We start from the raw sequence: 13,494 nt of genomic DNA on the forward strand, positions 1-13,494 counted from the left end.
TCAGCCGGACGGTGGCTCAGGCGCGGGGCCTATGCGCCGCCCCCTCGGGAGGCAGGACGGGAACGGGGGCGACCACCTCCGGCCCGCTGTCCAGCCCCCGGCGCACTTCGTCCGTCACGGCACTCGTGCTCCGGCGGAACTCGCGCAGGCCCTGGCCGAGACTCTTGCCGAGTTCCGGCAGTTTGCGTGGCCCGAAGACGATCAGGGCGGCGAGCAGAAGGAGGAGCAGTTCCGGCGCACCGATGTTGGGCATGGGTTCTCCTGGGGGTGAGAGGCGGAGTGTGGCGCGTTCCTCCTGGGAGAGTGGGGAACGCTCACCCGGCCTTATGCGGCCCGTCCCGGTTTGGATGACCCATGCCCCCCATTTCCCCACTCTCTCAAGGTTCGCTGAGGACGCCGAAGCGACGGCGCTACACTGCCCGCCGTGACCGCCGCGCCGCCCTCCCCTCAAACGGCCCTGCACCTGACCGCCACGCCGGGCCGTCTGGACGCTGTGGTGGCCGAACTGACGGGCCAGAGCCGCTCGCAGGTCGCCGGGTGGATCGAGGGGGGACATGTCGCGGTGGGCGGTGTGGTCGTCCAGAAGGCCAGCCTCAAACTCAGGGGCGGCGAGGTGCTGACCGTGCGGCCTCCCCCCACACCGGACGCCACCGTGGTCCCCGAGGACGTGCCCCTCGACGTGCTGTACGAGGACGACCACCTCATCGCCGTGAACAAGCCGCCCGGCATGGTCACGCACCCGGCCCCCGGCGTCACGTCCGGCACGCTCGTCAACGCGCTGTTGGGGCGCATGTCTCTCCCCGAGCAAGACGGCTCCCTGGGTCCCGAGGGCTACCGCCCCGGCATCGTCCACCGCCTCGACAGGGACACGAGCGGCGTCATCGTCGTCGCCAAGACCGTGCAGGCCCACGCGCGCCTCGCCGCCGCCTTCAAGGACCGCGACACCCGCAAGACGTACCTTGCCATCGCTGCCGGGACGTGGCGGGCGGAGGGTACGGTGAGGGTGGACGCACCTATTGGACGCCATCCCACCGCCCGGCAGCGCATGACGGTCGGTGGCGTGAATCCGCGTGAGGCGCAGACCCTCTTCACCCCGCTGGAGACGCACCCGGACGGGCACGGGCGCACGCTGGCCCTCGTCCGCGCTCAGCCCCGCACGGGCCGCACCCACCAGATTCGCGTCCATCTCGCGCACCTCGGCAGCCCGATTCTCGGCGACCCGGTGTACGGGCGGGAGAGTCAGGCCATCTCACGGCACGCCCTCCACGCCCACTTCCTGACTCTCCCCCACCCTGTGACGGGTGAGGCGCTAAACCTCCACGCGCCTGCACCGGACGACATGCTGGACGCCTGGGTGGGGTTGGGGGGCGCGGTGCCTGCGGGGTTGGAAACGCCGCCGACGTGAGCTTTACGAGCCGAACGCCCGCCGAAGAACAGCCGCAATAGGAAACTCCGTCTTTCCCTCGACAAAGGGAGAGCGATCAAGTCTGACCCAGTAGTTGAGCAGGAATTGAGTGGCTTCGTGTTCGCGGCGAGCGATCACCAGGAAGAGCGCCGTTTCGATCAAGGCGTAGGGCTGGCTACTCCCGTGAAGCGCATCGTTCGCCGACTGCAAAAGCAACTCCCCCAGGTAATATTCCTGCGCCCACTCGTCAAACTCCGCCTGATGGTCCCGGTAGTACGCGACAAACTCCGGCAGACGCTCCGGGTCGGCAGACTCGATTCCCCAATCTTGATGACTTCCGTCATAGGGCAGGCCAAGATCAGTGGCGGCTTGGCTCAGGCGGGGATTGAGGCTGTCGGCCATCTTTCAACGCCAGCACCAGGGACCTGACCGCAATTTTCTGCCGAAAAACGCGCCCCCCACCCCTTGCATTATCCAAGCGTACCGTGTACACTTTCTCTTCGTGCGCCGCTCGGGATGTGCCCGGCGGCTGGAAGGTGCCCCCACTTTCAGGACATGCTGGATGCCGAGTCAAGGCGTTTGCTGGTCACTGGGGTCGTGCTTTCCCGAAAGGACCACAAATGAACTTTGATCAACTGATCGCGCCCGAACTCGCGGCGCGTCTCGCCGAGCGCGGCATCACCGAAGCCACCCCCATTCAGGTCGAGAGCCTGCCCCAGACCCTCGCCGGGAAGGACCTGATCGGTCGCGCCCGCACGGGGACGGGTAAGACGCTCGCCTACGCGCTGCCCATCATCCAGAAGCTCGAACCCAGCCGCGAGCGGGGCCGCGCGCCGCGTGCGCTGGTGCTCGCGCCCACCCGCGAACTCGCCAAGCAGGTCGCCGAGGAGTTCTCCAAGAGCGGCGGCGACCTCGTGACCGCGACCGTGTATGGCGGCGCGGCGTACGGCCCGCAGGAAGGGGCGCTGCGCCGGGGCGTGGACGTGATCGTGGGGACGCCCGGTCGCCTCATCGACCACCTGGAGCGCGGCAACATCAACCTGGGCGCGGTGGAATACGTCGTGCTGGACGAGGCCGACGAGATGCTGAGCGTGGGCTTCGCGGACGCCATCGAGACGATCCTCCAGGCGACGCCCGAGGCCCGGCAGACGATGCTCTTCAGCGCCACGCTGAACGACGACATCCGCCGCATCTCGCGCAAGTACCTCAAGGAACCCGTCGTGGTGGACATGGTGGGCGAGGGCAAGAGCCAGGCTGCCCAGAGCGTCGAACACCTCAAGGTGAAGGTGGGCCGCACCCGCACCCGCGTGCTGGCCGACCTGCTGACCGTCTACAACCCCGAAAAGGCCATCGTCTTCACCCGCACGAAGCGCGAGGCCGACGAGCTGGCGAACGAGCTGATCCACCGGGGGATCGAGTCCGAGGCTCTGCACGGCGACCTCGCGCAGAGCCAGCGGGAGCGGGCGCTCGGGGCCTTCCGCGCGGGCCGCGTGGGCGTGCTCGTTGCCACCGACGTGGCGGCGCGCGGGCTGGACATCCCCGAGGTGGACCTCGTGGTGCAGTACCACCTGCCGCAGGACCATGACAGCTATATCCACCGCTCGGGCCGCACCGGGCGCGCGGGCCGCACCGGCACCGCCATCGTGATGTACGGCGACCGCGACAGCCGCGAGATGCGGAACCTGGAATACCGCGCGGGCGTGCAGTTCATCGAGCGTCCCCTGCCCACCCCCAAGGAAGTGCAGGCGGCGAGCGCCACGGCCAGCGCCGACCTCGTGCGCCGGGTGGACTCCGGCGTGGCGGCCAGCTTCCAGGCCGAGGCCGAGCGGCTGTTCAGCGAACTCGGGCTGGAGGCGCTGACCCGCGCCCTCGCCAAGATCAGCGGCGTGACTGAGCCGGTGAAGGCCGCGAGCCTCCTGAGCGGTGAGGAGGGCCTGACGACCCTGATCCTGCACGGCGAGCGCCTGAGCGTGGCCCGTGCGGTCGCCCTGCTCGCCCGCAGCGGCGACGTGGACACCCGCCGCCTCGGCAAGGTGCGCCAGTGGCGCGGCGGCGCGGTGGCCGACGTGCCCAGCGAGTACGTCGAGAAGCTCCTCGCCGCTTCCCCGCTCGACGGTGAGATCGGCGTGGAAGTCGCCCAGGAACTGCCCGAGCTGTTCGAGGCCCCGACCCGCGAGGGCCGTCAGGGCGGCAGCTACGGCGGCGGACGTGGTGGGCGCGACGAGGGCGGCTACCGTGGCGGACGCCAGGGCGGCGGCTACCAGGGCGGCGGACGCGGCGGCTCCGGCAGCCGCGACGGCGGCCAGGGCGGCTCCCAGGGCAACCGTGGTGGTCAGGGCCGCTGGAGCCGCGACCGCGACGGCGGCAACCAGGGCGGCGAGCGTCGCCGCGAGGACTTCGCCGACCGCGAGTTCGTGCCGAGCGGACGCTAAGACCAGATGTTGAGTTGCGCCCCCACCGTTCGGCAGGGGCGCAACTTTTTCTCTCCTCGCCTCCCGGCCAAACGTTCGTTCGTCCGCGTCATCTAGACTCCCAGCTAGACGCGCCTTGACCCCCCGCCCGACCAGCCCGTAGGGTAGGGACATGGGCCGCATTCTCGTGGAGGTACTTCTTAGCACCGGGGGTTGACCGGCTGCCGAGCGCGAGCGCGTGCCACCCCCGCCCACCTTCCGGGCGGGGGTTTTTCACTGAGCACCTGGGGACAAAGGAGAGACCGGGGATGAACAGCAGCGAACGACAACAGCAACGGCAGGCGGCCCACACGGAGCCGTCCCCCCGCGCCGCGCCGCCTCCCGGTGAGCGTGGCGCGCGGCTTTTGGGCACCACCCCCACGAGGAGGACCGCATGACGCAGACGGACTTGACGGGCGCGAAGGCGCTGTGGGCCACGCTCGCCGGGCACGGCATCACGACCGTGTTCGGCTACCCCGGCGGAGCGATCATGCCCGTGTACGACGCGCTGACCTTCTACCCGGAGGTGCGGCACGTCCTCGCGCGGCACGAGCAGGGGGCCATCCACGCGGCGGAGGGCTGGGCCAAGGCCACGGGCGAGATCGGCGTATGCCTCGCCACCTCCGGCCCCGGAGCGACCAACCTCGTGACGGGGCTGGCGGACGCGATGCTCGATTCGGTGCCGCTCCTTGCCATCACGGGCAACGTGGCGCGGCACCTGATGGGCACGGACGCTTTTCAGGAGGCCGACATCACCGGCATTACCCTGCCCGTCACCAAGCACAACTATGTCGTGCGTGAGGTGGAGGAACTGCCGCGCGTCATCGCCGAGGCCATCCGCATCGCGCGGAGTGGGCGGCCCGGCCCGGTACTGGTGGACATTCCCAAAGACATTCAGCTCGCCGCGTACCACGGTGAGATCGCGGTTCCTCACGCTCGGCCCGAAATCCCCACACCCCGGCCCGAGGCCATAGAGCGGGCGCGCGAACTTCTCCAGACCGCGAAGAAACCCGTCATCATGGCGGGCGGCGGCTCGCTCGACGCGGCGGCGGAAATCACGGCCCTCGCCCGCGCGTGGGACATCCCCGTCATCACGACGCTGATGGGGCTGGGGGCCTTCCCCTCCTCCGACCCGCTGTGGCTCGGCATGCCGGGAATGCACGGCTCGGTCGCGGCGAACCGGGCGATCAGTGAGGCGGACGTGCTGCTGGGCATCGGCCTGCGCTTCGACGACCGGGTGACGGGCCGGGTCAGCGGCTTCGCGCCGAACGCGGCGATCATCCACGTGGACCTCGACGCCGCCGAGATCGGCAAGATCGTGCGGACGCATGTTCCGGTGCGCGGCGATGCGCGGGCCGCCGCCGCCCTGCTCGCCGAGGGGGCGCGGAAACTCGACCTCCCCGAGTGGCGGGCGCAGATCAATGAGTGGAAGAGCCGCACCGTGGAGCCGGACCACTGGGGCGCGGGCTACGCGGTGAAGGCCGTGGTGGACCGCCTGCGGCCCGACGACATCCTGAGCAGCGACGTGGGGCAACACCAGATGCTCGCCGCGCAGCTCGCCCGCTTCGAACGGCCCCGGCGCTGGATCAACTCGGGCGGTCTGGGCACGATGGGCTTCGGCTTCCCGGCGGCCATCGGGGCGGGCATGGCCGAGCCGGGCGTGACCAGCATCGTCATCGCGGGGGACGGCGGCTTCCAGATGACGGCGCAGGAACTCGCCACGCTGAAGAAGTACGACGTGCGGAACGTCAAAATCTGCATCATCAACAACTCGTACCTCGGGATGGTTCGCCAGTGGCAGGAACTCTTCCACGAGAAGCGGTACTCCGAGGTCTACCTCGGCGACTCCAACCCCGACTTCCTGAAGCTCGCCGACGCCTACGACGTGCCGGGCTACCGCGCGGACTGCGCCGAGGAGCTGCCCGAGGCCATCGACGCCTGGCTCGCCGACCCCAAGAGTGCCCTGCTGGAGATCGTGGTGCCCAACGAACACGGCGTCTTCCCGATGGTGCCCGCCGGGGCCGCCCTGAGCGAGATGATCGAGACCGAGCCGCCGCGCGCCCCCACCCCCGGCATCGAGCGCAACGCCGCCGCCGAGGAGGCCAAGCAACCATGACCGCTCCCCTCGACTCCGAGCAGCGGGACCACCTCGTCTCCGCCCTCGTGCGCGACGAGCCGCGCGTGCTGACCCGCATCACGTCCCTCTTCGGGCGGCGCGGCTACAACATCAGGAGCCTCAGCGTCGGTTCGACCGAACACCCCGGCCTCAGCCGCATGACCTTCGTGGTGACGGGAGACCGGGGCGTGGTGGAACAGGCCATGCGCCAGCTTGAGAAGCTCCACGATGTCGTGAAGATCATCGATCACAGCCTCGAAAAGTTCGTGGACCGAGAACTCGTCCTCGTCAAGGTCGCCATCACGCCGGAGAGCCGGGTGGAGGTGCGCCAGATCGCCGAGGACTTCCGCGCCCGCATCGTGGACGTGGGCCGCCACGCGCTGACCTTCGAGGTCACGGGCGACGAGGGCAAGATCACCGCCTTCATCGAGCAGATGCGCTCCTTCGGGATTCTGGAGACGATGCGGACCGGGCGGGTGGCCCTGACGCGCGGCTCGAACGCGGACATTCCCAGCCACGTCTACCACGCGGGCGAAACGGAGGCGCTGCGCCCGGCGGTGGACGGGGTGGAGCCGAGGGAGACGCGGGCGGGGGGCGTGCCGAATCTGTTCTGATGGAGGGCCGTGGGAGTGTGAAGGTCTGTGTTCCTGGGACGCCCGGCCCGCTCACCCCCACCCGGCCTCCCCCCTCAAGGGGGAGGGGCAAAAAGAGTTTCACGTGTCGGCAAGGGAGTCGAGTCTAGACCCCACCGCGTTCAACTGGACCTCCAGCTCTGCCGCAGAGGCCGGTGAAGTACAGAACGTGTAGATGTCCACGCAGCATCCACAGCCCTCGTTCTCCAATGCCTCAACGTCCACTCCCGCTTGTTCTGCCCAGGTTTCGAAAGCATTTCGTTGTGCTGAGGAGTCCACTTCCAGAATGACCTGCAATCTGACGGCTGCGCCTTCGCGTTCCACATGGAGAATCTACTCCTGAGGTTCTGAGGCGACCCACCGGGCACCCCTGGAGTCCTCCCCTAGCCCACATCCCCCCCCAACTCACACCCTGTAGGAGAATCCCCCAATGGCCGCAAAAATGTACTACGACCGCGACGTGTCCCTCTCCCCCATCGAGGACAAGCTCATCGCCATCATCGGCTACGGCTCTCAGGCGCACGCGCACGCGCAGAACCTCCGGGACAGCGGCCTGAACGTGGTCGTCGGCCTGCGGGAAGGGTCCAGCAGCCGCGCGAAGGCGGAGCAGGCGGGCCTGCGCGTCACGAGCATCGAGGACGCGACCCGCGAGGGCGATGTGGTGATGCTCCTCATCCCCGACGAGACGCAGCCGAAGGTGTACGAGGAGGCCGTCGCGCCGAACCTCACGGACGGCAAGGCGCTCGCGTTCGGGCACGGGTTCAACATCCACTTCGGGCGGATCAAGCCGCCGCAGGGGGTGGACGTGTTCCTCGTCGCGCCAAAGGGACCGGGCCACATGCTGCGCCGCGTCTACGCCGACGGGGCGGGGATGCCGGGCATCTTTGCGGTGGGGCAGGACGCGACCGGGGGGGCGCGTGACATCGCGCTGGCCTATGCACGCGGCATCGGCTGCACGCGGGCGGGCGTGCTGGAGACGACCTTCAAGGAGGAGACGGAAACGGACCTCTTCGGGGAGCAGTCGGTCCTGTGCGGCGGGGTGACGCACCTCATTCAGGCGGGCTTCGAGACGCTGGTGGAGGCGGGCTACCAGCCGGAGATCGCCTACTTCGAGACGCTGCACGAGGTCAAGCTCATCGTGGACCTGATCTACGAGAAGGGCTTCGAGGGGATGCGCCACTCGATCTCCAACACCGCCGAGTTCGGCGACTACGTGACCGGGCCGCGCGTCATCACCGACGAGACGAAGGCGACGATGAAGGACGTGCTCTCGGACATTCAGCAGGGCAAGTTCGCCCAGCGGTTCATTCAGGACGCCGAGAGCGGCTTCCCGTACATGAACGAGCAACGCGGCAAGATGCGTGGGCACCAACTGGAGACGGTGGGCAAGGAGCTGCGCGACATGATGCCCTTCATCAGCAAGAAGGAGCTGGAGGTCTAAGGGTCTAGACACCCGCCACCCAGGCAGCGTGTCCCCCCTTACGATGCCCCCTATGAAAGCATTCGGCCTGCTTCTTCTTAGCGTTCCTCTGGTGGAGTGAACGGCGAGAGACGCTTGCCCGAAGCCCCCGGAGGAACCGCCCTCCGGGGCTTTTCTTTGTCCGCCCGTCGCCCTCTCACCCCCCAGGAGTCCCCACCATGACCCAGCAGGAAGCCCACCAACCTCAACCCATCCGCATCTTCGACACCACCCTGCGCGACGGCGAGCAGTCGCCCGGTGTGGCGCTGAACCACACGCAGAAGCTGGAGATCGCGCACCAGCTCGCGCGGCTGGGCGTGGACGTGATCGAGGCGGGCTTTCCCATCGCCTCCCCCGGCGACCTGGAGGGCGTGTCGCGCATCGCCCGTGAGGTACGCGGGCCGATCATCGCGGGGCTGGCGCGGGCGAACCGGGCGGACATCGAGGCGGCGGCGAGGGGCGTCGAACTGGCCGAGCGGCCCCGCATCCACACCTTCATCGCCACCAGCCCGATCCACATGGCGAAGAAGCTGAATCTGGAGCCGGAGGCGGTGGTCGAGCGCGCGGTGGAGGCCGTGCGGCTGGCCCGCTCCTTCGTGGACGACGTGGAGTTCAGCGCGGAGGACGCCACCCGAAGCGAGCCGGAGTTCCTGGCCCGCATCTTCAAGGCGGTGGTGGCCGAGGGTGCCACGACGATCAACGTGCCCGACACGGTGGGCTACACGACCCCCGAGGAGATGCGGGCGCTGTTCGCGTACCTGAAGGCGGAACTGCCGGGTCACGTCATCCTCTCGGCCCACTGCCACGACGACCTGGGGCTGGCGGTGGCGAACTCCATCGCGGCGGCGGAGGGCGGGGCGCGGCAGATTGAATGCACGGTGAACGGCATCGGCGAGCGGGCGGGGAACGCCTCGCTGGAGGAGATCGTGATGGCCTTCCACACGCGCGGGGACGTGTACGGCTACGCGACGGGCATCCGCACCCGCGAGCTGTACCGCGCCTCCCGCATGGTGAGCCGCCTGAGCGGAATGCCGGTGCAGCCCAACAAGGCCATCGTGGGCGACAACGCCTTCGCGCACGAGTCGGGCATCCATCAGGACGGGGTGATCAAGGCGCGCGAGACCTACGAGATCATGAACGCGGAGCTGGTGGGGCGCGAGGCCGCCGTCCTCGTCATGGGCAAGCACTCGGGCCGCGCCGCCTTCCGCAAGGCGCTGACCGACCTGGGCTACAGCGTGCCGGAGGACCGGGTGAAGGACCTCTTCGCCCGCTTCAAGGACCTCGCCGACCGCAAGGGGCAGATTTACGCCGACGACCTGCGCGCCCTGGTGGAGAGCCGCACCGACGTGCCACAGACCTTCACGCTGGAGAAGTTCCAGGTCACGAGCGGCACCGACATGCAGCCCCTCGCCTTCGTGCGCCTGACCACGCCCGACGGCCCGCGCGAGGGCACGGCCAGCGGCGACGGCGCGGTGGAGGCCGTCTTCAACGCGCTGAACGGTGTGACCGGCATCAAGCCCGAGCTGGAGGTCTACCGCGTGCAGGCCGTCACGAAGGGAGCCGAGGCGCTGGGCGAGGTCAGCGTCAACACCCGCTACGGCGAGATGAGCGTCCACGGCACGGGCGTCGCGCCGGACGTGGTGGAGGCGTCGGCGCGGGCGTGGCTGCGCGTCATCAATCAGATCGTCGCGGGCGTGGGCAAGAGCCGGCAGGTGAGCCAGACGACGGTGTGAGGGGGGAGGGGGTGAGAAGGTTTGACCTTTGGCCCTACACTGGGAGGTGTTCCGCCGGCTTGAGGTCGTGATCCTCCTTTTGCCCCTCCCTTTCCTCGTCTGGTGCGGAAGCGCGTTGGTGGGAGGCGTAGAGGCTTTGCCGGGGTGGTACCTCGTGACCTCCCTCGTCGCAATCTTCCCAACCTTCCTGGGCTACAAGCTCCTGAATCGGCAGACCCCACAACAGCCCCTTTGGCAGCAGGTCCTCCTGTGGGGCGGTGGCTATAGCCTTTCGTTCAGCAGTCTGGAAGGGCCATACAAGGCACTGAAGATGGGAGGGCTGACCAACAGTACGGACGCGCTACGGCTGATGACCTCCCTGGCTATTCCGTCCTCGACCCTCATCATTGTTATTGCCCTCGCATTAGCGCTGAGCAGCAGGAATAGAACTTCCAATTCTTGAAATTTACCTCCTACAACGTTGATCCCAGTCAAGCCAGACTTCCGGTTTCATCCATATCCCCGCCCGGCAGGTAGGGCCTCACCCGTTGGGCGAAGGCTTACGCTGAATGCAGGACGTTCCGAGCATCCCAGCTATGGGCGTCCGGGGAGGCCGTATGGAGGAATCCCGACCGCACGAGGTCTGGGCGGCAGGCGACCGTTACGAACCGTACGTCGGGCGCTGGAGTCGGCGGGTCGCCCGGATGTTCCTCCCGGAATTGGGCGTGCCGCCGGAGCAGGACTGGCTGGACGTGGGATGCGGGACGGGGGCGCTGGTCCAGACCATCCTCGACCACGCCAGCCCCCGCTCGGTGGTCGGCACCGACCTGTCGCCCGGATTTGCCGAGTACGCGCGGGCGCACCTCCCGGACCCCCGCGTGAGGATCGAGGTCGCCGACGCGCAGCATCTTCCCCTCGGGACGGGGAGTGTGGACGCCGCCGTCTCGGGGCTGGTCCTCAACTTCGTGCCCGAGCCGGGGCGGGCCGCCTCGGAGATGACCCGTGTGGTCCGGGCGGGCGGCCTCGTCGCCGCGTACGTGTGGGACTACGCCGAGGGCATGGAGTTCATGCGCCTCTTCTGGGAGGCCGCCGTCGCCCTCAACCCCGCTGCCCCCGACGAGGGCCGCCGCTTCTCCCTCTGCCATCCGGGGCCGCTCGCTGACCTGTTCGCCGGGGCCGGACTCGGGCAGGTGAACGTCCGGCCCATCGACCTTCCCACCGTCTTTCGGGACTTCGACGACTACTGGCTGCCGTTCCTGGGGGGGCAGGGCGCGGCCCCGGCCTATGCCATGACCCTGAGCGAAGATGACCGGGCCGCCCTGCGGGAGTGCCTCCGCGCCGGACTCCCCACGGAGGACGACGGCTCGATTCACCTCACCGCCCGTGCCTGGGCCGTGCGGGGGATCAAGACAGAGACGTGGAGTGGGTGAGCGGGGACGCCGTTCATCCCCTGGAGGGCCGATGATTCTGGAAATCGCCATGCTGAACATCCGCCCCGGCCAGACCGCCGAGTTCGAGGCCGCCTTCGTGCAGGCTCAGCGCATCATCTCCGGGATGAAGGGCTATATCCGGCACGAGCTTCAGCGGTGTCTGGAAAACGACCACAGGTACGCCCTCCTCGTGTGGTGGGAGACGCTGGAGGACCACACGGTCGGCTTTCGGGGCAGTCCCGACTATCAGGAATGGCGCTCGCTCCTGCACCATTTCTACGACCCGTTCCCGACGGTGGAGCATTTCGTGCGTGTCCTACCTTGAGAACGTGGGGCGACGTTGACCCGAACAGCTCGCGTCAATGCCACTTCCTGAGCAGCACGACGGGGAGCGTGTCCGCCAGCCACAGCGAAGCCGAGTACCCATACTCACCCGGCAACTCCTCAAGGCTCACCCCCTGTTCGGCGGCGGACGGCTCAATCAGCCGGGGGTGGACTTTCTCTTTCCAGAAGGCGTGACAGTCGGAGAGTGGTATCCACGCCAGCGGCTTGCCCACATCATCAATCACAAATCGAACTGGCCCCTGCCTGAGCAACGCCCGGATGGTCTCGGCTCCCACGTCCCCTTCACGAGCCTTGCTGACCAAACGCCGCCCGTCCCACACCTCCTCCACCCTCACTCCCACTCGATGGTCGCGGGCGGCTTGCCGGTGATGTCGTACACCACACGGTTGATCTCGTGGACCTGATTGACGATGCGGTTACTCATCGTCGCCAGGAAGTCGTAGGGCAAGCGCGCCCACTCGGCGGTCATGAAGTCGTCGGTGGTCACGGCGCGCAGGGCGGCGGTGTAGGAATACGTGCGCTCATCGCCCATCACGCCGACCGACTGGATGGGGGTCAGGATGGCGAGGGCCTGCGAGCAGCCGTCGTACAGCCCGAACTCGCGTAGCCCGGAAATGAAGATGTCGTCCACCCGCTTGAGGATGTCCAATTTCTCCTCGCTGATCGCGCCGAGGCAGCGGATGGCGAGGCCGGGGCCGGGGAAGGGGTGGCGCATGCGGATGGCGTCGGGAAGGCCGAGCAATTTGGCGATCTCCCGCACCTCGTCCTTGAACAGCGTGCGGAAGGGTTCGACGAGCTGAAAAGCGAGGTCTTCCGGCAATCCGCCGACATTGTGATGGCTCTTGATATTCGCCGCGCCGTGCTTGTCCGCCGCCAGACCGCCCGCCGACTCGATCACGTCCGGGTAGAGGGTGCCCTGCGCGAGGAAGTCGAAGGGGCCGTACTCCCGCGCCTCGCGCTCGAAGGCCCGGATGAACTCGCGCCCGATGATCTTGCGCTTCTGCTCGGGGTCGGAGACGCCCTCCAGGTGCCCCAGGAACTCCGCCCGCGCGTCCACGGTAATCAGGTTGACGCCGAGGGGCCGCAGGGCCGCCTCCACCTGTTGCCGCTCGCCGAGGCGCAGGAGGCCGTGGTCGATGAAGACGGCGGTGAGGCGCTCGCCAATGGCCCGGGCGAGGAGCAGGCCCAGCGTGGAGGAGTCCACCCCACCGCTGATGGCGAGGAGAACGCGCCCGTCGCCGACCTGCTCGCGCACGCCCTCCACGAGTTCGTCAATGATGTGCTCGGCGTTCCAGTCGCGCGCCACACCGCAAATCTCCAGAAAGTTCGCCAGCAGTTGCCCGCCCTTCGGCGTGTGGACGACCTCGGGGTGGAACTGCACGCCGTAGCGCCGCGTCACCGGGTTCTCGATGGCGGCGACGGGCGTATCCTCCGTCTCGGCCACGACCTCGTAACCCTGCGGAAGTTGCGTCACCGAGTCACTGTGGCTCATCCAGGCGACGAACTCGCCCTGAATCCCGGCGAAGAGTTGCCCGCCGTAGCGGGTGAGGTCGGCCTTGCCGTACTCGCGCTTGCCCGCCCGCTTCACGTCGCCGCCCGCCTCGTGCGCGAGGAACTGCATCCCGTAGCACACGCCGAGGATGGGCACGGGCAGGTCGAGGACACCGGGGGCCGGGCGCGGCGAGGTCGCGTCGTACACGCTGCTGGGGCCGCCGGAGAGGACGATGCCCTGGGGGTTCTCCTGCCCGATGCGCTCCAGGCTGGCCGTGCCCGGCAGAATCACGCTGTATGCGCCGAGTTCCCGGAAGCGCCGGGCGATCAGGCGCGTGAACTGGCTGCCGAAGTCGAGGATGACGACGCTCACGGGGCCGATTCTCTCACGGGAGGGAGGGGTCGGAGGGGTCGAGAGGTCGAGAAGTCAGGAGACGGCGGACGCTCTGCTTTT

At 68.3% G+C, this 13,494-nt stretch carries 14 protein-coding genes; 9 read left to right on the plus strand and 5 right to left on the minus strand.

Annotated elements, in window-relative coordinates; all coding sequences use genetic code 11:
* Positions 1 to 16: 16 nt before the first annotated feature.
* Complete coding sequence (gene tatA / locus V3W47_RS07330) at positions 17 to 253, minus strand: twin-arginine translocase TatA/TatE family subunit (RefSeq protein ID WP_331824543.1); 237 nt, start codon at positions 251 to 253, stop codon at positions 17 to 19.
* 171 nt (positions 254 to 424) lie between these two features.
* Between tatA and V3W47_RS07335 the strand changes: the two genes are divergently transcribed.
* Positions 425 to 1,405 (plus strand): RluA family pseudouridine synthase, encoded by a 981-nt coding sequence (locus V3W47_RS07335; protein ID WP_331824544.1) that lies wholly within the window; start codon positions 425 to 427, stop codon positions 1,403 to 1,405.
* 3 nt (positions 1,406 to 1,408) lie between these two features.
* On the opposite strand, the gene V3W47_RS07340 is transcribed toward V3W47_RS07335, so the two are convergent.
* Positions 1,409 to 1,807 (minus strand): hypothetical protein, encoded by a 399-nt coding sequence (locus tag V3W47_RS07340; RefSeq protein ID WP_331824545.1) that lies wholly within the window; start codon positions 1,805 to 1,807, stop codon positions 1,409 to 1,411.
* Positions 1,808 to 2,025: 218 nt separating this feature from the next.
* Here V3W47_RS07340 and V3W47_RS07345 point away from each other — a divergent pair, with 218 nt between their 5' ends.
* The 3 genes from V3W47_RS07345 (at position 2,026) to ilvN (ending at position 6,585) form a co-directional block, all read left to right on the plus strand.
* Positions 2,026 to 3,837: a DEAD/DEAH box helicase gene (locus V3W47_RS07345; RefSeq protein WP_331824546.1), complete on the plus strand. Its 1,812-nt coding sequence runs from the start codon at positions 2,026 to 2,028 to the stop codon at positions 3,835 to 3,837.
* A 412-nt stretch (positions 3,838 to 4,249) separates the two neighbouring features.
* On the plus strand, positions 4,250 to 5,971 hold the full coding sequence (gene ilvB, locus V3W47_RS07350; RefSeq protein ID WP_331824547.1) for a biosynthetic-type acetolactate synthase large subunit: 1,722 nt from the start codon (positions 4,250 to 4,252) through the stop codon (positions 5,969 to 5,971).
* Complete coding sequence (ilvN, locus tag V3W47_RS07355; RefSeq protein WP_331824548.1) at positions 5,968 to 6,585, plus strand: acetolactate synthase small subunit; 618 nt, start codon at positions 5,968 to 5,970, stop codon at positions 6,583 to 6,585. The genes ilvB and ilvN overlap by 4 nt, the downstream gene beginning before the upstream one ends.
* 99 nt (positions 6,586 to 6,684) lie before the next feature.
* Here ilvN and V3W47_RS07360 read toward each other — a convergent pair whose 3' ends face one another.
* Positions 6,685 to 6,927: a hypothetical protein gene (locus V3W47_RS07360; RefSeq protein ID WP_331824549.1), complete on the minus strand. Its 243-nt coding sequence runs from the start codon at positions 6,925 to 6,927 to the stop codon at positions 6,685 to 6,687.
* Positions 6,928 to 7,033: 106 nt separating this feature from the next.
* On the opposite strand from V3W47_RS07360, the gene ilvC reads away from it, so the two are divergent.
* From ilvC to V3W47_RS07385, 5 genes are all read left to right on the plus strand, one after another.
* Entirely contained in the window at positions 7,034 to 8,044 is a 1,011-nt protein-coding gene (gene ilvC, locus V3W47_RS07365) for a ketol-acid reductoisomerase (RefSeq protein ID WP_331824550.1), read from the plus strand.
* A 197-nt stretch (positions 8,045 to 8,241) separates the two neighbouring features.
* Positions 8,242 to 9,795: a 2-isopropylmalate synthase gene (locus V3W47_RS07370; protein ID WP_331824551.1), complete on the plus strand. Its 1,554-nt coding sequence runs from the start codon at positions 8,242 to 8,244 to the stop codon at positions 9,793 to 9,795.
* A 154-nt stretch (positions 9,796 to 9,949) separates the two neighbouring features.
* A complete protein-coding gene (locus V3W47_RS07375; RefSeq protein WP_331824552.1) occupies positions 9,950 to 10,237 on the plus strand; it encodes a hypothetical protein in 288 nt (95 codons plus the stop codon).
* A gap of 154 nt (positions 10,238 to 10,391) precedes the next feature.
* Positions 10,392 to 11,204: a class I SAM-dependent methyltransferase gene (locus V3W47_RS07380; protein ID WP_331824553.1), complete on the plus strand. Its 813-nt coding sequence runs from the start codon at positions 10,392 to 10,394 to the stop codon at positions 11,202 to 11,204.
* Positions 11,205 to 11,235: 31 nt separating this feature from the next.
* Entirely contained in the window at positions 11,236 to 11,529 is a 294-nt protein-coding gene (locus tag V3W47_RS07385) for an antibiotic biosynthesis monooxygenase family protein (RefSeq protein WP_331824554.1), read from the plus strand.
* Between the two features lie 34 nt (positions 11,530 to 11,563).
* On the opposite strand, the gene V3W47_RS07390 is transcribed toward V3W47_RS07385, so the two are convergent.
* Positions 11,564 to 11,878 (minus strand): hypothetical protein, encoded by a 315-nt coding sequence (locus tag V3W47_RS07390; RefSeq protein WP_331824555.1) that lies wholly within the window; start codon positions 11,876 to 11,878, stop codon positions 11,564 to 11,566.
* Between the two features lie 2 nt (positions 11,879 to 11,880).
* Positions 11,881 to 13,413, minus strand: coding sequence for a glutamine-hydrolyzing GMP synthase (guaA, locus tag V3W47_RS07395; RefSeq protein WP_331824556.1), 1,533 nt, complete (start codon positions 13,411 to 13,413; stop codon positions 11,881 to 11,883).
* Positions 13,414 to 13,494 lie beyond the last annotated feature (81 nt).

Source organism: Deinococcus sp. YIM 134068 (assembly GCF_036543075.1).
GTDB classification, from domain to species: Bacteria; Deinococcota; Deinococci; order Deinococcales; family Deinococcaceae; genus Deinococcus; species Deinococcus lichenicola.

Excerpts from the sequence above, each read along its gene's own strand:
- V3W47_RS07370 (WP_331824551.1), top strand. The coding sequence starts at position 8,242 with ATGACCCAGCAGGAAGCCCACCAACCTCAACCCATCCGCATCTTCGAC.
- tatA (WP_331824543.1), bottom strand. The coding sequence starts at position 253 with ATGCCCAACATCGGTGCGCCGGAACTGCTCCTCCTTCTGCTCGCCGCC.
- V3W47_RS07345 (WP_331824546.1), top strand. The coding sequence starts at position 2,026 with ATGAACTTTGATCAACTGATCGCGCCCGAACTCGCGGCGCGTCTCGCC.
- V3W47_RS07380 (WP_331824553.1), top strand. The coding sequence starts at position 10,392 with ATGGAGGAATCCCGACCGCACGAGGTCTGGGCGGCAGGCGACCGTTAC.
- ilvC (WP_331824550.1), top strand. The coding sequence starts at position 7,034 with ATGGCCGCAAAAATGTACTACGACCGCGACGTGTCCCTCTCCCCCATC.
- V3W47_RS07340 (WP_331824545.1), bottom strand. The coding sequence starts at position 1,807 with ATGGCCGACAGCCTCAATCCCCGCCTGAGCCAAGCCGCCACTGATCTT.
- ilvN (WP_331824548.1), top strand. The coding sequence starts at position 5,968 with ATGACCGCTCCCCTCGACTCCGAGCAGCGGGACCACCTCGTCTCCGCC.
- V3W47_RS07385 (WP_331824554.1), top strand. The coding sequence starts at position 11,236 with ATGATTCTGGAAATCGCCATGCTGAACATCCGCCCCGGCCAGACCGCC.
- ilvB (WP_331824547.1), top strand. The coding sequence starts at position 4,250 with ATGACGCAGACGGACTTGACGGGCGCGAAGGCGCTGTGGGCCACGCTC.